Source organism: Pseudomonas sp. Pse1 (genome assembly GCF_024519635.1).
Taxonomy (GTDB): Bacteria; Pseudomonadota; Gammaproteobacteria; order Pseudomonadales; family Pseudomonadaceae; genus Aquipseudomonas.
In genome coordinates this window covers 322395-340859 of sequence record NZ_JALJRO010000004.1, presented here as the reverse complement: position 1 = coordinate 340859, position 18465 = coordinate 322395, and the positions used below count along the sequence as shown (strand labels likewise).

Annotated in this window: 20 protein-coding genes; 5 read left to right on the top strand and 15 right to left on the bottom strand. The window is 58.4% G+C overall.

Annotated features, from left to right (window positions below; translation table 11 throughout):
• The first annotated feature begins 102 nt into the window (after positions 1–102).
• Complete coding sequence (locus NR126_RS08995) at positions 103–999, top strand: DMT family transporter (RefSeq protein WP_027619010.1); 897 nt, start codon at positions 103–105, stop codon at positions 997–999.
• Positions 1000–1002: 3 nt separating this feature from the next.
• Here the strand turns inward: NR126_RS08995 and NR126_RS08990 are convergent, their stop codons facing one another.
• Positions 1003–1713, bottom strand: a complete 711-nt coding sequence (locus NR126_RS08990; RefSeq protein ID WP_256830044.1) for a tRNA-uridine aminocarboxypropyltransferase — start codon at positions 1711–1713, stop codon at positions 1003–1005.
• Between the two features lie 190 nt (positions 1714–1903).
• Between NR126_RS08990 and NR126_RS08985 the strand changes: the two genes are divergently transcribed.
• A complete protein-coding gene (locus NR126_RS08985; RefSeq protein WP_027619012.1) occupies positions 1904–2329 on the top strand; it encodes a PA3611 family quorum-sensing-regulated virulence factor in 426 nt (141 codons plus the stop codon).
• Positions 2330–2332: 3 nt separating this feature from the next.
• Here the strand turns inward: NR126_RS08985 and NR126_RS08980 are convergent, their stop codons facing one another.
• Positions 2333–2524, bottom strand: a complete 192-nt coding sequence (locus NR126_RS08980; protein WP_027619013.1) for a hypothetical protein — start codon at positions 2522–2524, stop codon at positions 2333–2335.
• Positions 2525–2859: 335 nt separating this feature from the next.
• On the opposite strand from NR126_RS08980, the gene NR126_RS08975 reads away from it, so the two are divergent.
• A complete protein-coding gene (locus NR126_RS08975) occupies positions 2860–3978 on the top strand; it encodes an LOG family protein (protein ID WP_256830041.1) in 1119 nt (372 codons plus the stop codon).
• Between the two features lie 37 nt (positions 3979–4015).
• Here the strand turns inward: NR126_RS08975 and recX are convergent, their stop codons facing one another.
• The 5 genes from recX to NR126_RS08950 form a co-directional block, all read right to left on the bottom strand.
• Positions 4016–4483, bottom strand: a complete 468-nt coding sequence (gene recX / locus NR126_RS08970) for a recombination regulator RecX (RefSeq protein ID WP_027619015.1) — start codon at positions 4481–4483, stop codon at positions 4016–4018.
• 8 nt (positions 4484–4491) lie between these two features.
• Complete coding sequence (gene recA, locus NR126_RS08965; RefSeq protein WP_027619016.1) at positions 4492–5550, bottom strand: recombinase RecA; 1059 nt, start codon at positions 5548–5550, stop codon at positions 4492–4494.
• 83 nt (positions 5551–5633) lie between these two features.
• Positions 5634–6134: a CinA family protein gene (locus NR126_RS08960; RefSeq protein ID WP_027619017.1), complete on the bottom strand. Its 501-nt coding sequence runs from the start codon at positions 6132–6134 to the stop codon at positions 5634–5636.
• A 93-nt stretch (positions 6135–6227) separates the two neighbouring features.
• On the bottom strand, positions 6228–6578 hold the full coding sequence (locus tag NR126_RS08955; RefSeq protein ID WP_256830039.1) for a phage holin family protein: 351 nt from the start codon (positions 6576–6578) through the stop codon (positions 6228–6230).
• Positions 6579–6738: 160 nt separating this feature from the next.
• Complete coding sequence (locus NR126_RS08950) at positions 6739–7482, bottom strand: XRE family transcriptional regulator (RefSeq protein WP_027619019.1); 744 nt, start codon at positions 7480–7482, stop codon at positions 6739–6741.
• A 178-nt stretch (positions 7483–7660) separates the two neighbouring features.
• On the opposite strand from NR126_RS08950, the gene mutS reads away from it, so the two are divergent.
• Both mutS and fdxA read left to right on the top strand, forming a co-directional pair.
• Positions 7661–10240, top strand: coding sequence for a DNA mismatch repair protein MutS (mutS, locus tag NR126_RS08945; protein WP_027619020.1), 2580 nt, complete (start codon positions 7661–7663; stop codon positions 10238–10240).
• Between the two features lie 139 nt (positions 10241–10379).
• Positions 10380–10703: a ferredoxin FdxA gene (fdxA, locus tag NR126_RS08940; protein ID WP_007908827.1), complete on the top strand. Its 324-nt coding sequence runs from the start codon at positions 10380–10382 to the stop codon at positions 10701–10703.
• 484 nt (positions 10704–11187) lie between these two features.
• On the opposite strand, the gene rpoS is transcribed toward fdxA, so the two are convergent.
• The 8 genes from rpoS to NR126_RS08900 form a co-directional block, all read right to left on the bottom strand.
• Positions 11188–12192, bottom strand: a complete 1005-nt coding sequence (gene rpoS, locus NR126_RS08935) for an RNA polymerase sigma factor RpoS (protein ID WP_027619021.1) — start codon at positions 12190–12192, stop codon at positions 11188–11190.
• 105 nt (positions 12193–12297) lie between these two features.
• On the bottom strand, positions 12298–13155 hold the full coding sequence (locus tag NR126_RS08930; protein ID WP_027619022.1) for a peptidoglycan DD-metalloendopeptidase family protein: 858 nt from the start codon (positions 13153–13155) through the stop codon (positions 12298–12300).
• Between the two features lie 211 nt (positions 13156–13366).
• Positions 13367–14002, bottom strand: a complete 636-nt coding sequence (locus NR126_RS08925) for a protein-L-isoaspartate(D-aspartate) O-methyltransferase (RefSeq protein WP_177327252.1) — start codon at positions 14000–14002, stop codon at positions 13367–13369.
• A 41-nt stretch (positions 14003–14043) separates the two neighbouring features.
• Complete coding sequence (gene surE, locus NR126_RS08920) at positions 14044–14793, bottom strand: 5'/3'-nucleotidase SurE (protein WP_027619024.1); 750 nt, start codon at positions 14791–14793, stop codon at positions 14044–14046.
• On the bottom strand, positions 14781–15839 hold the full coding sequence (truD, locus tag NR126_RS08915) for a tRNA pseudouridine(13) synthase TruD (RefSeq protein WP_256830038.1): 1059 nt from the start codon (positions 15837–15839) through the stop codon (positions 14781–14783). The genes surE and truD overlap by 13 nt, the downstream gene beginning before the upstream one ends.
• On the bottom strand, positions 15836–16309 hold the full coding sequence (gene ispF, locus NR126_RS08910) for a 2-C-methyl-D-erythritol 2,4-cyclodiphosphate synthase (protein ID WP_027619026.1): 474 nt from the start codon (positions 16307–16309) through the stop codon (positions 15836–15838). Before ispF ends, truD begins: the two co-directional genes overlap by 4 nt.
• A gap of 42 nt (positions 16310–16351) precedes the next feature.
• Complete coding sequence (gene fghA / locus NR126_RS08905; protein ID WP_027619027.1) at positions 16352–17197, bottom strand: S-formylglutathione hydrolase; 846 nt, start codon at positions 17195–17197, stop codon at positions 16352–16354.
• Between the two features lie 89 nt (positions 17198–17286).
• Complete coding sequence (locus tag NR126_RS08900) at positions 17287–18399, bottom strand: S-(hydroxymethyl)glutathione dehydrogenase/class III alcohol dehydrogenase (protein WP_256830037.1); 1113 nt, start codon at positions 18397–18399, stop codon at positions 17287–17289.
• Positions 18400–18465: the final 66 nt, after the last annotated feature.

Sequence of the window (18465 nt, the reverse complement as noted above, 5' to 3'; positions counted from 1 at the left end):
TCGGCCGCACCCTAATCGGCGCCAAGAATGCCCAGCGAATCCGGGGTGGTCAAGCCGCATCCTTTACGGCATCTTAGCTGGCTAACTATTGAGAGTGCCATCATGCAGAGCAAAGCCCTGCGCGCCGATGTCCTGATGTTGATCACCGCCATGATTTGGGGATCAGGATTCGTCGCTCAAACTTCCGGCATGGACCATATCGGTCCCTTCCTTTATTCCGGCCTGCGTTTCGCGATCGGCTCATTGTGCCTGCTGCCGCTGGTGCTGTGGCGTGGCCGCGGTGACGCCGCGCGCCCTGAGGCCTTCCTGACTCGCGGCCTGCTGCTCGGTGGCAGTCTGATGGGACTGGCCCTCGCCCTTGGGATCAACCTGCAACAGGTTGGCCTGCTCTTCACCACCGTCACCAATGCCGGGTTCATTACCGGACTCTACGTCATTGTAGTGCCGCTACTGGGACTGCTGATCGGCCACAAGACCGGACTCGGCACTTGGCTCGGAGCAATCCTGGCGGTCATCGGTATGTTTCTCCTCAGCGTCGGGGATCAATTTCAGGTCGCCTCCGGCGACTGGTTGCAACTGATTGGCGCGTTTGTCTGGGGGGGACATGTGGTACTGGTGGGCGTATTCGCCAGCCGGCACGATCCGATCCGCCTGGCATTCCTGCAGTTCGCCACCTGCTCGTTAGTCAGCCTGATCCTGGCCCTGTGGCTGGAGCCTTTCGATATCAGCGCAATTATCGCCGCCGGCCCGGCCATTCTGTACGGCGGGCTGATTGCCGTCGGTATCGGCTACACGCTGCAAGTCATCGCCCAAAAGGACGCGATTGCCTCTCACGCGGCCATCATTTTTTCGATGGAGGCGGTATTTGCCGCCATCGCCGGCGCCTGGTTGCTGGGTGAGCAACTGAGCACGCGGGGCTACATCGGCTGTGCGCTGATGCTCGCCGGCATGCTGGCGGCGCAGCTCTGGCCGAAAAAACCGCAGCTGGTCACGGCTTGAAGTTTAAAGGTAAGGCTTCAACCGGCTGTGGGGGGCGTCGTCCGGGTCGATTGGCTGCTGGAACTTGGCCGACAGGTAATGGGTGCTGAAGACGTCAAGGTAGGCGTCCAGCACTTCACTGGCCACTTGATCGTCAGCCAACTCAAGGCATAGCGCCGCGACCTCGGCAGTACAGAAGTGATCATCGCGCTTGGAGCGACGCAGTTTGTATCGCGACAGTTGCTCAGGCGCCAGGCTCAGCACCGGTAAGTGCTCGAGATAAGGACTCTTGCGAAACATTTTGCGCGCTTCACTCCAGGTGGCATCCAGCAGAATGAACAAAGGACGCTTTCCCTCTTCCAGCGTGACCTGCGAAACCACCCGCTCGGGAGCGACAAATTCGCCGGGAAACACGATGTAGGGCTGCCATTGCGGATCGGCGATCAGTGCAAGCAGCTCCGGCTCGACTTCAGTACGCGACCAGGCAAATGCACTGGTCTGGTCGATCACATCGGCAATCAGCCAGCCGGTGTTGCTCGGCTTCATCGGCTCGACGTCGTGCATCACCAGGCACATGGCTGACTTGGCAGCGACTGTCGGCCGCCAGGCACACATGCAATGGCTTGGAATCACACGGCAACGGGTGCAACGTTCGGCCCGCGAGCCCCGCGCCACAAAAGGTCTGACGGCCCGCGCCAGACGCAGGGCGCGCAATCGGGAAACGGCGTGGCTCATGACAAGTTTCGACGGCAGATGAATTGAATCGACACGAAAGGCGCTCGGCTGGGCAATAAAGTCGCGCCAGTTTACCAGAGCACTCTGCACAAGCCTGTACCGCCCGCGCCCTGCCCCCTATAATTTGCCGCCACTGAACGCTCAGCCCTGTGACGGGTCGAAGCACCAGTCACTGAATCAGGAGAGTTCCATGCTGCGCCTTATCGTTCCCACCGCCGCCCTGCTACTGGCGCTACCCTTCAGTGCCCAGGCCGCGTCCAAGCAAGACTACGACCTGAACAAGATGCTGCAGAAGGTTGCCCAGGAAAGTAACGTCGGCCTGCCTCGCGAAGTCAGCAACGATATTCTCGACATGGGCTATACCGTCGAAGGCAAGGAATTGATCGACCATTTGAGCGTGCAGAAAGACTATGCCGATCAGATGCGCACCAACCCCAAGGCGGTATACCTGCAATTGGGCGCCAGCGTCTGCCGCAACCCGAACTACCGGAAGCTGATGGCCAAGGGCGCGATCATGCGCTACGAGTTCACCGAGAACAAAACCAATCGCCCGGTCGCTTCGGCCAAATTCCAGGAATCGGATTGCCCGGCGACACCTGCGCAAAAGAAGAAGTAACCACTACGAGCCCGCGCGTCGCTGCTCTTCAGCCGCGCGCAGCTCAGCGACCAGCGCCTGCAAATAGGGCGAGCGCTGCTCTTTACCCTCCAGCCGCCGCCGACATTCCTCTTCGAGGCTCACTTGATGATCCTCGGCTGCCGCCTTCAGCGTTTGGTACAACTGCGCATCGATCTCCAGAATCACCAGAGTCATTGATCCCGCCTCCGTGCCCGTGAATCACCCGTAGCTGCCGATGACTCCCTACCGCTCCTGGTGCCATGCGCCTGCCCTGGACGCATGACTGATGTGTTGTGTCTGTCCTTCAGTTAATCAGAGACTACAGGGGGCAGCGTGCCTTCAGACGGGCGGTGGAAAGTCATTGATCAGCGCTTGCCAGCACAATCACGGGAGGGCCATGATCAAGCCAGCGCAACGGCCGGCGAACGTCTAGATTCAATGTATTGATGTTCAACGTCCGCGGCAGAAAAGGAACTGCCATCCAGCGTCTGGCTCACGAACCGAGGGTTCTGTGTAGAAGGAGAAGTTGAATGCCCTACCAACCGAATGACTCGCTGATACGTCATTTTCAAAGCAACGGCGTCGATCTCGGCAGCAAGATCGAAGAGCAACTCAACCTGGTTTCCCCAAACAGCCCGAACATCCCAATTTACCGCGACATGATGCTGACGGTCCTGCGTATGGCCCAGGACGACCATAATCGCTGGAACGCCAAAATTACCCTGCAAGCCCTACGCGAATTGGAGCACGCGTTCCGCGTCCTCGAACAGTTCAAGGGACGCCGTAAAGTCACGGTATTCGGCTCGGCACGTACACCAGTCGAACACCCGCTGTACGCTCAGGCCCGAGACCTGGGGGAAAAACTCGCGCAATCGGGGCTAATGGTGATCACCGGCGCAGGGGGCGGGATCATGGCCGCCGCCCATGAAGGCGCTGGCCGTGAGCATAGCCTGGGGTTCAACATCACCCTGCCTTTCGAACAGCACGCCAATCCGACAGTGGGCGGTACCGGTAACTTGCTGCCCTTCCACTTCTTCTTTACCCGCAAACTGTTTTTCGTCAAGGAGGCCGACGCCCTGGTGCTGTGCCCCGGCGGGTTCGGCACACTGGATGAAGCCCTGGAAGTCCTGACACTGATTCAGACCGGCAAAAGCCCCCTGGTTCCGGTAGTACTGCTGGATACTCCCGGGGGCACGTTCTGGGAAGGGGCGCTGGACTTCATTCGCAATCAACTGGAGGCCAACCACTACATCCTGCCCAACGACCTGAAGCTGGTGCGCCTGGTATACAGCGCTGAAGAGGCGGTGGTGCAGATCAATCAGTTCTACAGCAACTTTCACTCAAGCCGCTGGCTGAAAAACCAGTTCGTAATCCGCATGAACCACCCGCTCAACGAACAGGCGCTGGAGCACATGCAAACCGCCTTCGCCGACCTGTGCCTGAGTGATCAATTCCACCAGCATGAATACCGTGGCGAGGAGCAAGATGAAGCTCAATTCAGCCACCTGACGCGACTGGTATTCAGCTTCAAAGCCCGCGATCACGGGCGTCTGCGCGAACTGGTGGACTACATCAACCTGAGCGACAACTGGGCGAAAAACAAACCTGCAATCCCGAATCACAAACGGGAGCCTGGCAAAGTCACCTGAATGCAAAAGGCCCGACTACTTTCATAGTCGGGCCCGATCAGTCTTCCATTCCTCGGCCGCTGAACAAGCGGCCGATCATCTCCATGGAATAACCTCGATAAGCGAGAAATCGCCCCTGCTTGGCACGTTCACGGGCGTCCACCGGCAACTGCCCGGAAAACTTGCGTCGCCAGACGTCCTCCAACTGTGCCTGCCAGTTGATGCCACTCTCACGCAGGGCCAACTCGATGTCTGCGCGTTGCAAACCACGCTGCCCCAGCTCTTCGCGGATACGCAGAGGGCCGTAACCCGAGCGGGCGCGGTAGGAAACAAAACTTTCGAGGTAACGCGATTCGGACAGCAGCCCTTCTTCCGTCAAGCGGTCGAGTGCAGTGTCGATCAATTCTTCGGGAGCGCCGCGCTGACGCAATTTACGCGTCAGCTCGACTCGACCATGCTCGCGTCGCGCGAGCAGGTCCATTGCAGTTCGCCGCACTGCGACGAGGGTATCGAGTACGGCGATCATGGGGTCAATCAGATATCAGCGTCGGCTTCGGCCAGATCATCTTCAGTCTGGTTGACCTTGGCGGCCTCGTGGTTCCCGGCTGGAGACAGCAGCTTGTCGCGAATCTGCTTCTCGAGCTTCGCAGCAACGTCCGGATTGTCCGCGAGGAACTTGGCCGAGTTGGCCTTACCCTGACCGATCTTAGTGCCGTTGTAGGCATACCAGGCACCGGACTTCTCGACAAAACCATGCAGTACGCCCAAGTCGATCATCTCACCGTTAAGGTAGATGCCCTTGCCGTAAAGAATCTGGAACTCTGTCTGGCGGAATGGCGCTGCAACCTTGTTCTTGACGACCTTGACGCGGGTCTCGCTGCCTACCACTTCGTCGCCCTCCTTGACCGCGCCAATACGACGGATGTCCAAACGAACCGAAGCATAGAACTTCAACGCGTTACCACCGGTGGTGGTTTCCGGGCTGCCGAACATTACACCAATCTTCATCCGGATCTGGTTGATGAAGATCACCAGGCAGTTGGCGTTCTTGATGTTACCGGTGATTTTACGCAGCGCCTGGGACATCAGACGGGCTTGGAGGCCCACGTGCATGTCACCCATCTCGCCTTCGATTTCAGCCTTCGGTACCAGTGCTGCCACGGAGTCGACGATGATCACGTCAACCGCGTTCGAGCGCACCAACATGTCGGTGATTTCCAGCGCTTGTTCACCGGTATCTGGCTGGGATACCAGCAGGTCATCAACGTTCACGCCCAGCTTGCCGGCGTACTCCGGGTCCAGTGCGTGCTCGGCATCGACGAATGCGCAGGTCGCACCGGCTTTTTGCGCCTGGGCAATCACCGACAGGGTCAGCGTGGTTTTACCGGAGGATTCAGGACCGTAGATTTCAACGATACGGCCTTTTGGCAGACCGCCAATGCCGAGTGCGATGTCCAGACCCAGAGAGCCCGTGGAAATAGCCGGGATCGCCTGACGGTCCTGATCGCCCATACGCATTACGGCACCCTTGCCGAATTGACGTTCGATCTGACCCAGGGCCGCAGCCAAGGCTTTCTTCTTGTTGTCGTCCATTAAAGTCCTCACGTAATCAATAAGGCCTGACGGCCAACACCTGTATAAGTAGACAGTATTATTCCACAGCGATTGTGGATCGCCTACCCCTGATTTGAGATTTCTCCGGCGGCATGCTGCAGCAGCCCCTCTAGCGCGGCCTTCACCGTTTGTCGGCGGACCTCATCGCGGTTGCCGGGGAAATGCCGGCACTCGGCAAATACCGCCTCGCCCACGCCCCAGGCCAGCCAGACGGTACCGACTGGCTTGTTAGGCGAGCCGCCATCCGGCCCGGCAATCCCGCTGACGGCTACGGCGAAACGCGCATGACTGGCATGCTGGGCTCCGCGGACCATGGCTTCGACCACTTCACGACTCACCGCGCCAACCTGCTCGAACAATTCGGCTGGCACCTTCAATTGTCGAGTTTTCTGCCGATTGGAATAGGTGACATAACCCGCCTCGAACCATGCCGAGCTGCCGGCGATCCGGGTGATCGCCTCGGCGATACCGCCTCCGGTACAGGACTCGGCAGTGCTGACATGGGCGTTGAGAACCTGCAGACGCCGGCCAAGCTCCGCAGCCAGTTGAGTGATTTCATTCACGGTTATCTCCTTGGTCAGACGGGCGTGCGCTCTACCCTACAGGACCAGATAGCGCTTGCAAGGCTCTGGCTGGGACAAAATGTGAGACGCTGACTAGGACCGATCCCGACCGCGATCATGGGCAATGGATTCAACGACATTGATACGCCGGGCAACCCAGCGTCGATACACGCCGATGGCAAAGTCCGCACCGGCCACCGCCGTCAAACCGCCTAGCGCTCCCGCAGTCCAGGCCGACACATTGGCGGCATACAGCAGCATCACCACCGATACACCGCACATCATGCTGGACCCGGAGCGCAAGAACAGGCGCCGCACCAACGACCAACCCTGCGCACCTTCCTTGTCGGCGCGCCACATCTCCCCCATCACTCCGCCCAGCACTGCGAGCGCCATGACCAGCCATACAGGGATCTCCAGCAGCCCTTGCTGTTCGATTGTCATTTAATACCTCCGGGCTGGACAATGCCGACACCCAGACTATGCATCAATGCATATAAGGTCAATCAGAATGACGCGATCACTGACAAAACAATGCACAAACGCATTAACCCAGACAAGAAAAAACCGCCCTGCGGCGGCCCAATCCCGTATGTGAAAAACCTCAACGGGCGTACATACCCCACCAGAATACGTGCCCCAGAATAACGATCTGCCCAGTCTGAACGTCCTGAAAGCTGTAGTCTTCGTCGGGGTGCTCTTCCCGATTGAAGCTACGCAGGCGAATCCCGCTCGGCAGGCGATACAGCTGCTTAACCCGCAGTTGCCCATTGTGATTGATGGCATACAGGTCGCCATCGACGATGTCGCCGATCCCGCACTTACCAGCGTTGACGCCCACCGTGGCGCCATCGCGCAACACCGGCAACATGCTGTTGCCACGCACGGTCACGCATTTGGCCTGATCGAACTGAACTCCGTTATGCCGCAGGCTGCGCTTGCCGAATCGCAGGCTGGCGCGTTCACTTTCCTCGATGGCAAACCTTCCCGATCCAGCGGCCAATTCGACCTCACGCAAAAAAGGCACGGACACCTCATCGTCATCAATGGGGGTATCGTCATCCCACAAGCTTATGTCCTTGAGCTCCGAGTGTGACGGCTCACGAGTCGATGAATAACCGGAAACGATCTCCACACGACCGCGCAGTTGGTCGGTACTCACCTGGAAATAGTCGGCGATTTTCGAGATATGCCTGTCCGAGGGATCGGCGATCTTGCCGCCGAGAATCCGTGACAGGGTCGATTGCGGCACGCCAGTACGCCGGTGCAACTCCGTGGGGGAGATGCCGTGCTGATCGAGCAGCGCTCTGAGGACGATGGAAACGTTGCGTTTTTGCATAAATTGCATAATGCATGTTCTTTTGTGCAATGACAAATGCACATTTGCATAAGCACAACCAAGCTCCTGCATGACGTTGATCCTGGGTCGCGCGGACCCGCCCGTGTTAACCTTGCGTCCATCGCGCGAAGGCCTCTGCAGCACCCTCCTTTGCCCATCCTCTTGAATGAATTCACCTGATTAGCCGATGAATAAAGCACTCTCCGACCTGTCCTCCCACACCCCGATGATGCAGCAGTACTGGCGCCTTAAGAACCAGCATCCGGACCAGTTGATGTTCTATCGCATGGGCGATTTCTACGAGATCTTCTATGAAGATGCGAAGAAAGCGGCCAAGCTGCTGGACATCACGCTGACGGCTCGCGGGCAATCGGCGGGCCAGGCGATTCCAATGTGCGGCATTCCGTACCACTCCGCCGAAGGCTACCTCGCGAAACTGGTCAAACTCGGCGAATCGGTGGTGATCTGTGAACAGGTTGGCGACCCTGCAACCAGCAAAGGGCCGGTGGAGCGTCAGGTGGTTCGCATCATCACCCCTGGCACCGTCAGCGACGAAGCGCTGCTCGATGAACGTCGCGACAACCTGATCGCGGCCGTGCTGGGTGACGAGCGCCTGTTTGGCCTGGCCGTGCTGGACATCACCAGTGGCAACTTCACCGTGCTGGAAATCAAGGGTTGGGAAAATCTGCTGGCGGAGTTGGAACGGGTCAATCCGGTCGAATTGATGATTCCGGACGACTGGCCTAAAGACCTGCCTGCCGAAAAGCGTCGCGGTGTTCGCCGCCGTGCGCCTTGGGATTTTGAGCGGGACTCGGCGCTGAAGAGCCTGTGCCAGCAATTTTCCACTCAAGACCTCAAAGGCTTTGGTTGCGAAAACCTGACCCTGGCCATCGGCGCCGCCGGCTGCCTGCTGAGCTACGCCAAGGAGACCCAGCGTACAGCCCTGCCGCACCTGCGCAGCCTGCGCCATGAGCGCCTGGACGACACCGTGGTGTTGGACGGTGCCAGCCGTCGTAACCTGGAACTCGATGTCAATTTGGCCGGCGGTCGCGACAACACTCTACAATCGGTGGTCGATCGTTGCCAAACCGCCATGGGCAGCCGCTTGCTGACCCGCTGGCTGAACCGCCCGCTGCGCGACCTGACAGTGCTGCAAGCTCGGCAGGGTTCGATCACGTGCCTGCTCGACGGCTATCGATTCGAGAAACTGCAGCCGCAACTCAAGGAAATCGGCGACATCGAGCGCATTCTGGCGCGGATCGGCTTGCGTAACGCTCGCCCTCGCGACTTGGCTCGACTGCGTGATGCCCTCGGCGCCCTGCCCCAGTTGCAACTGGCGATGAGCGAACTGGAGGCGCCGCACCTCATTCAGTTGGCAGTGATTACCAGTACCTATCCGGAACTGGCGGCACTGCTGGAAACCGCCATTATCGACAACCCGCCCGCGGTAATCCGTGATGGCGGCGTGTTGAAAACCGGTTACGACGCCGAACTGGATGAGCTGCAAGCCTTGAGCGAAAACGCTGGCCAGTTCCTGATCGACCTCGAGGCCAGGGAAAAAGCCCGGACCGGCCTGTCCCACTTGAAAGTCGGCTACAACCGAATCCACGGCTACTTTATCGAGTTGCCAAGCAAGCAGGCGGAGCAAGCGCCAGCCGATTACATCCGACGCCAGACCCTCAAGGGCGCCGAGCGCTTTATCACGCCGGAGCTCAAGGCTTTTGAAGACAAGGCATTGTCCGCCAAGAGCCGCGCACTGGCGCGCGAAAAAATGCTCTACGAGGCATTGCTCGAAGACCTGATCAGTCAGTTACCCCCCCTGCAAGATACCGCAGCGGCACTGGCCGAACTGGATGTCCTGAGTAACCTTGCAGAGCGCGCACTCATTCTGGACCTGAACTGCCCTCGTTTCGTCAGCGAACCGTGCATGCGCATCAGTCAGGGTCGTCACCCGGTTGTCGAGCAAGTCCTGACCACACCGTTCGTGGCCAACGACCTGAGCCTTGATGACAACACACGAATGCTGGTGATCACCGGTCCGAATATGGGCGGTAAATCCACCTACATGCGCCAGACCGCATTGATTGTGCTGCTGGCACATATCGGCAGTTTCGTGCCCGCCGCCAGTTGCGAACTGTCACTGGTGGACCGCATCTTTACCCGTATTGGCTCCAGCGACGATCTGGCAGGCGGACGCTCGACCTTCATGGTGGAAATGAGCGAAACCGCGAACATTCTACACAACGCCACTGAGCGCAGCCTGGTGCTGATGGACGAAGTCGGTCGCGGAACCAGCACGTTCGACGGTCTGTCCCTGGCTTGGGCCGCCGCCGAGCGCCTGGCTCAATTGCGCGCCTACACCCTGTTCGCCACCCATTACTTCGAACTGACGGTATTGCCGGAAAACCAGCCATTAGTGGCAAACGTGCATCTCAATGCTACCGAGCACAACGAACGCATTGTGTTCTTGCACCACGTACTACCTGGTCCGGCGAGCCAAAGCTACGGCTTGGCGGTCGCACAACTGGCCGGTGTACCGAACGAAGTCATATTGCGGGCTCGCGAGCATTTGAGTCGCCTGGAAACCACCAGCCTGCCCCATGAAGCCCCGGTCCCGGCAAAAGGCAAACCAGCGGTACCACAGCAAAGCGATATGTTCGCCAGCCTGCCTCACCCGGTACTCGACGAACTGGCAAAACTCGATCTGGATGACCTGACACCCCGTCGTGCACTCGAAATGCTCTATACACTGAAGACACGGATCTAACGCTGTCGCCTGCAAGCTGTTAGAATCTCGCGCGGTTTGGGGTGCTGCAGGCAATTAGCCTGGTCTGCAGATGACACTTCCAAACCCAGCGACCCCACCGTGAAGGGGCGCAGCATGCCGCCTGAGGAGAGAATTAGAAATGACCTTCGTCGTCACCGACAACTGCATCAAGTGCAAGTACACCGACTGCGTAGAAGTCTGTCCGGTGGACTGCTTTTACGAAGGCCCGAACTTCCTGGTGATTCACCCGGATGAGTGCATCGACTGCGCCCTGTGCGAGCCGGAATGCCCTGCCGTGGCCATTTTCTCCGAGGACGAAGTCCCGGAAGAGATGCAGGAATTTATTCAATTGAACGTTGAGTTGGCAGAAATCTGGCCCAACATCACCGAGAAGAAAGAGTCGTTGCCAGACGCCGAAGAGTGGGATGGGGTCAAAGGCAAGATCAAAGACCTCGAACGCTGATCCTGGCTTCGCGCTCTCAAAAGGCCCCTCGCGGGCCTTTTTGCTTTTCTGCAGACAAAAAAAGGGGCGGTTTGACCCGCCCACATTTTTTCCCTATTCCCTGTATTCCCTTTCATCGTCCTGATGAATCACGTCCTTGCGATGTTCCTTGACCATCATCCTTGATGGCTGTGTCTGTCCGTCGACACAGGGCTGATATTAGAGAGTTCCCCGGTAAAGACAATCACCCTTGGGAGTTAAACACTCCGTGTAGAAGCGTTCCAATAGATAAATAAATCCTTAAAAAACATAGCGTTAAAGAATGTACTACATAGAAGCAGAGGACTGCTTCTATGTTTTAAAACTGAACACTTACGAAAGACTAAGCGAAGGCTTACGTAAACCTGAGAAAGAAAACGGTTGGCCAGCGACGTTATACGACACTGGATTAACGCCCAACAAAAAGCCCCGAAACAGGCGGGGCTTTTGTTATCGAGAGAGGCTGTTACTGGAACAGTGACTCACTTGATAATCCATTTTTCTCGAGAATTTCACGCAGGCGCTTCAGTCCTTCGACCTGGATCTGTCTTACCCGCTCACGCGTCAGACCGATTTCCAGACCAACATCCTCCAGCGTGCTGCTCTCATGACCACGCAGACCAAAGCGACGTATTACCACTTCACGCTGCTTGTCCGTAAGTTCAGAGAGCCACTGATCGATGCTTTGCGACAGATCATCGTCCTGGAGCAGTTCGCAGGGATCGGTGGGACGGTCGTCGGTGAGGGTGTCCAGCAGGGTTTTATCCGAGTCCGGACCCAGCGAGACGTCGACCGAAGAAACCCGCTCATTCAGGCCCAGCATGCGCTTGACCTCTCCTACCGGTTTCTCCAGCAGGTTGGCGATTTCTTCAGGGGAAGGTTCGTGATCGAGTTTTTGGGTCAGCTCACGTGCCGCACGGAGGTAGACGTTGAGCTCCTTGACCACATGAATCGGCAGCCGGATGGTCCGGGTCTGATTCATGATTGCGCGCTCGATGGTCTGACGAATCCACCAGGTTGCATAGGTCGAGAAACGGAAGCCGCGTTCCGGATCAAATTTTTCTACCGCCCGGATCAATCCAAGGTTGCCCTCTTCGATCAGGTCAAGCAATGACAATCCCCGATTGACATAGCGCCGGGCGATTTTCACCACCAGTCGCAAGTTGCTTTCAATCATGCGTTTGCGCCCAGCCGGATCACCACTTTGCGACAGCCGCGCAAAATGAACTTCTTCTTCCGGTGAGAGCAAGGGGGAAAAGCCGATTTCATTGAGATACAGCTGGGTGGCGTCTAGCGCCCGGGTGTAATCAATGTACTTGTGTTGCTTGAGTGAGGCGGAGTGTTTGGATTTTACGCGAGCTGAGGGCGTAGCAGCCCCATCATTCGACGTCTGATCCGATGCGACGTCGGTCTCCATCAGGAGAACCTCATCGTCGATGTCAAACTCCGGCACTTCTTTACTGAGAGCCATTGTTATAGTCCTTTGGTGAGTTCGACCTCAAGCTCTAGCGGCGCCCTTATCCTTGGCAACGCTGGAGCCTGTTCCCTCTACGTGACGGAACAGGCTGGAAGCACATCAACGACGTGGCAGGAATTGCAGCGGATCGACTGGTTTACCTTGGCGGCGAATCTCAAAATGCAGTTTCACCCGGTCTGTACCCGTTGACCCCATTTCGGCAATTGTCTGCCCGACTTTGACCTGCTGCCCCTCCCGAACCAACAGCCTGCGGTTGTGACCGTAGGCACTGACGTAGGTATCGCTGTGTTTGATGATGACCAACTCGCCGTAGCCCCGCAAGCCACTCCCGGCGTAAACCACTGTCCCATCAGACGCAGCTAAAACAGGCTGTCCCAAATCTCCGGCGATATCAATTCCTTTATTCAAACTACCGTTTGAAGAGAATTTTCCAATCAAAATGCCATTAGATGGCCATCCCCAGCCCGTCGGCGCCGGTCCCGCTGGCGGCAAAGGCGCAGGCGTCGGCTTGCTGGCAACGCTCGGAGCAACAGCGGTCGTAGTGGTGCCAGTCGCCGAAGCCGGACGTCGAGTGACAGTGAATTTGCCCGACGGAGAACTGGTGGTAGTGGACGACGCTACCACCGGCGTCGGCGTTGAACCGGTACGGCCATCAAAGCGAATCGTCTGACCCGGATGTATCGTATAGGGCGCAGGAATGTTGTTGCGGGCCGCGAGGGCCTTGTAGTCCCAACCGTAGCGAAAAGCGATCGAAAACAGCGTATCGCCGCGACGGACTACATACTGGCCGGTGGTGACAGCAGGACGCTGGGCGGCAGTGTTATTACGATCGACGACCCGCACGTCACTCGACTTCGTGCTTGAACAACCGACCAGCAATGAGCTCAAGACAAGGCCAGTCACCAGGCACTGAAAGCTTTTTGTACCAATACACTGCGCAATGACTTTGAGACTCACCCGCCGCTCCCTTTCTGGTGGCTGAAATAGAAATTTGCCTGGTTCAGGCATGAAGTGTCGCAAGTATAACTGGCCGTTCGTGCTTTACCGGCGCTGAAGCAAAATCGGCGCACGCACACGTTTGCCTGTTGCTCCAAGATCGCGTTTAACCAATCCTTGCCGCAGTAAGACCAAGGCAATTGACGAGAATTCAGCGGTGTTTAACAAATGCTCAGGCCAGTGGCCCATTGAGCAATGGGACGAAGCGAACCGCCCCCAGAACACGTCTGGAAAAACCTTGCTCCTCGCGAATGATCAACATCAATTGCTGGACCTCACCCGAGCCAACCGGAATCACCAGGCGACCACCAGGCGCCAATTGATCAAGCAACGCCTGAGGCACATCGGTCGCCACCGCTGTGACGATAATGCCGTTGTACGGTGCCAGCGCCGGCCAGCCTTCCCAGCCATCTCCCCAGCGAAATACCACATTGCGCAAGTTCAACTCGACCAGGCGCTCCTTGGCCCGATCCTGCAGCACCTTGATGCGCTCGACCGAAAACACCCGTTCGACCAGTTGCGACAACACCGCCGTCTGATAGCCGGATCCGGTACCGATTTCCATCACCTTGTCCAAAGGGCCCGCCTCCAATAACAGCTCGCTCATGCGCGCCACCATGTAAGGCTGGGAAATGGTCTGGTTGTGGCCTATCGGCAATGCCGTGTCTTCATAAGCACGATGGGCCAAGGCCTCATCGACGAACAAATGACGTGGCGTACGGCGGATGACCTCCAGGACCTGAGGGTTGCTCACCCCCTCTTCGTAAAGACGCTGGATCAATCGTTCACGGGTGCGCTGGGAGGTCATGCCGATCCCCCGGCGCAGCATGTCGTCCTGCTCACGCCCCATCAGCGCAAACCCTCCAGCCAGCCATCGAGACGAGCAAAGGCATCATTGAAGGTGCGATCGAGTTGCAGCGGCGTGATCGATACGTAGCCCTGCATGACAGCGTGAAAGTCCGTGCCCGGCCCCCCGTCTTCAGCATCGCCGGCCGCGGCAATCCAGTAACCGGCCTTGCCACGCGGATCGACCACTTTGATCGGTGCCGCAGCACGAGCCCGGTGCCCCAGGCGGGTCAGCTGGATCCCACGGATGTGATCCAGCGGCAAGTTGGGAATGTTCACGTTCAACACCGTACGCGGCGGCAGATCCAGCTCGGCATGCGCGGCAACCAGCTTGCGCGCAAAGTAAGCCGCCGTCGGCAGATTTTCGACCTGGCGCGACACCAGGGAAAAGGCAAAAGACGGCGCCGCAAGGAACCGTCCTTCAAGCGCGGCGGCGACCGTACCGGAATACAGCACGTCATCCCCCAGGTTGGCCCCCAGGTTGATCCCAGACACCACCATATCCGGCTCGTGCGCCAGCAGCCCATTGAGGCCCAGGTGCACACAGTCGGTCGGGGTGCCGTTGAGGCTGATGAAGCCATTGGGCAGGGTGTGCGGATGCAACGGACGGTCGAGGGTCAGCGAGCTGCTGGCGCCACTTTTGTCCTGGTCCGGGGCAACCACCACGCACTCGGCATAATCCGCCAGCGCAGCATGCAGCGCGGCGAGACCGGGTGCCATGACCCCGTCGTCGTTAGAAATCAGAATACGCATGGGCTGTCCGTCTGCCCCACCGGCACCAGATCGACGAGTTCACGCACCAATACAGTGGCGAAGCATCCGGCCGGCAGGACGAATTCCAATTGCAGAATGTCAGGCGAAGGATAATGCCACGTCAACCCGCCAATGGGCAGCCGCAAGATACGCCGCTCCTGGCTCAATCCAGCGTTTGCCAACCAGTCGCGCAAATCGGCTTCGCCATTAGCGATCCGTTGCTCCAGTTCATGGGTCGAACCGGTGGCTGGTGAATCACCCTCCCCCCACTGCGGCCCGGTGGGGTGCAAGTCGAGGATGGCCAGGCGCGGGTCGTTGCATTCAGCAACGCCTGCGGGGAAGAAACTGCGGCTGTCAGTAAAGGCCAGCAGATCGCCGACCTGTGCACGCTGCCAACTGCCATCGGCGACACGGGCCGCCAACACCTGGTTGAACAGGAAGCTGCGGGCGGTCGAGAGCAACCGGGAGCGCACGTTGCGCTGCTCCGGCAATGCCTTGCGGGCCGCCCAGTCGCGAGCATCAACGACGTTGCCACCGTTATGCCCGAATCGCTGGGCGCCAAAATAATTGGGGATGCCCTGTTTGGCGATCAACTGCAGACGCGCCTCGATTGCCTCGCGGTCGCCCGCAAACTGAGTCAGGCGCAGGGTAAAGCCATTGGCCGAATGGGCGCCACGCTGCAGCTTGCGCCTGTGCCGGGCGGTCTTGAGGATTTTCAGGGTGGCGTTTTCTGCGCCTGACAGATCAGGGTCGGCCTTGCCCGGCAATTGCACGCTGAACCATTGGCGAGTCAGGGCCTGGCGATCTTTCAAACCGGCATAGCTGACGGTGCGCAATGGCACGCCTGCCGCCTTGGCGATGCGGCGAGCGGCCTCTTCAGTATTCAGGCCACGCTTCTCGACCCAGATCCACAGGTGTTCGCCGTCGCCGGTCAACGGGATGTCGAGCACCTCATCAACCTGGAAATCTTCGGCGATGGCTTTTAGAGCGGCGGTTCCCAAGGGTTCGCCGTAGGCACGCGGGCCAAGCAATTGCAGTTCATTCATGAGCGTAGCAACAAGGCAACGGAATGCACCGCGATGCCTTCCTCACGGCCAACGAAACCAAGTTTTTCGGTGGTTGTGGCTTTCACGTTTACCTGGTCCAGTTCAACTTGCAGATCCGCGGCAATCAGCGCGCGCATCGCTTCGATATGCGGTGCCATTTTCGGCGCCTGGGCAACGATGGTGTTATCGACATTGCCGACCTTCCAGCCCTTGGCGTGAATCAGCGCGACCACATGACGCAACAGCACGCGGCTGTCCGCGCCCTTGAATTGCGGATCGGTATCCGGGAAGTGCTTGCCGATATCGCCCAGCGCAGCGGCACCCAGCAAGGCATCGCTCAATGCATGCAACAACACGTCGCCGTCGGAGTGGGCGAGCAGCCCGAAGCTGTGGGCAATTCGCACACCGCCCAGAGTAATGAAGTCGCCTTGCGCGAAACGGTGCACATCGTAGCCGTGGCCAATACGCATAAAAAAACGCCCTGATTGAGTCAGGGCGTGATTCTACCTGCTTTAGGCGTTCAGGGCGTGCGCGTGATGCCGCAAGTGATCGTCAATGAAGCTCGCGATGAAAAAATAGCTGTGGTCGTAGCCGGGTTGCAGGCGCAGGGTCAGCGGATGACCTGCCTGCCTGGCCGCCTGCTGCAAAGCTTCGGGCTTGAGTTGCGTGACCAGGAAGTCATCCCGATCGCCCTGGTCGACCAGCAATGGCAGTTTTTCCGAGCCTTCGCTGATTAGCACTGAGGCATCCCACTCACGCCATTTCGAGCGTTCTTCGCCCAAGTATCGCGAGAAGGCTTTCTGGCCCCAGGGGCAATCCATCGGATTGTTGATCGGCGAGAACGCCGATACCGATTGATAGCGTCCGGGATTGCGCAGCGCGCAGACCAGGGCACCGTGGCCGCCCATGGAGTGACCGCTGACACCACGTTTGTCCGAGGCCGGAAAATGCGCCTCAACCAACGCCGGCAACTCTTGCACCACGTAGTCATGCATCCGATAGTGTTTGGCCCATGGTTCCTGGGTAGCGTTGAGATAAAACCCCGCACCCAGACCGAAATCCCAAGCACCATCCGGATCACCCGGCACACCGGCACCACGCGGGCTGGTATCGGGAGCGACGATGATCAGCCCCAACTCGGCGGCCAGGCGCATGGCACCCGCTTTTTGCATGAAATTCTCATCGGTACAGGTCAAGCCCGACAACCAATACAGCACCGGCAACTTGCCACCCTGCTCGGCCTGAGGCGGCAGGTACACGGCAAATACCATGTCGCAACCCAGCACTTCGGAATGATGCCGATAGCGCTTATGCCAGCCACCGAAGCTCTTCTGACACGAAATATTTTCCAGACTCATGGACGCACCTCAGGCTTCAAGCTGCAAGCTCCTGCGGCAAAGAGGCACAGCCTCTTGCCGCTTGAAACTTACAACTTGTCGCTGCTGCTTTAGAAATGGATGACAGTACGAATGCTTTTGCCTTCATGCATCAGGTCAAAAGCCTTGTTGATGTCTTCCAGGCCCATGGTGTGAGTGATGAAGGTATCCAGCGGGATTTCGCCGGTCTGGGCCATTTCCACGTAGCTAGGCAGTTCACTGCGGCCGCGCACGCCACCGAACGCCGAACCACGCCAGACGCGACCGGTCACCAGTTGGAAAGGACGGGTGGCGATTTCCTGGCCAGCACCGGCTACGCCGATGATCACCGATTCACCCCAACCTTTGTGGCAGCACTCCAGGGCAGCACGCATCAGTTGCACATTGCCGATGCACTCGAAGGAAAAATCGACACCGCCATCGGTCATGTCGACGATCACTTCCTGGATCGGACGGTCGAAATCTTTCGGATTCACGCAGTCGGTGGCACCCAATTGCTTGGCAATTTCAAACTTCGCCGGGTTGATGTCGATGGCGATGATCCGGGCTGCCTTGGCCTTGACTGCGCCGATCACTGCCGACAGGCCGATACCGCCCAGACCGAAAATGGCCACGGTGTCGCCCGGCTTGACCTTGGCGGTATTGATCACTGCACCGATGCCGGTGGTGACGCCGCAACCCAGCAGGCAGACTTTTTCCAGCGGTGCATCCTTGGCAATTTTCGCCACGGAGATTTCCGGTAGCACGGTGTACTCGGAAAAGGTCGATGTGCCCATGTAGTGGAAAATCGGCTGCCCCTTGTAGGAGAAGCGCGTGGTGCCGTCCGGCATCAGGCCTTTGCCTTGGGTGGCGCGGATGGCCTGGCACAGGTTGGTCTTGCCCGACTTGCAGAATTTGCACTGGCCGCATTCCGGGGTGTACAGCGGGATCACGTGGTCGCCCACGGCTACCGAGGTCACGCCTTCACCAATGGCTTCGACCACGGCACCGCCTTCATGACCAAGGATCGACGGAAAAATGCCTTCCGGATCGGCGCCCGACAATGTGTAGGCATCGGTATGACACACACCGGAGGCAACGACCCGCAGGAGCACTTCCCCAGCCTTCGGCATCGCGACGTCGACTTCAACGATCTCAAGGGGTTTCTCGGCCTCGAAGGCAACGGCGGCGCGCGACTTGATCATCCTGACTCTCCAGTGTGAATAAAAACGAAGCATCGAGTGTAAAACACTGTCGAACGATGAATAATC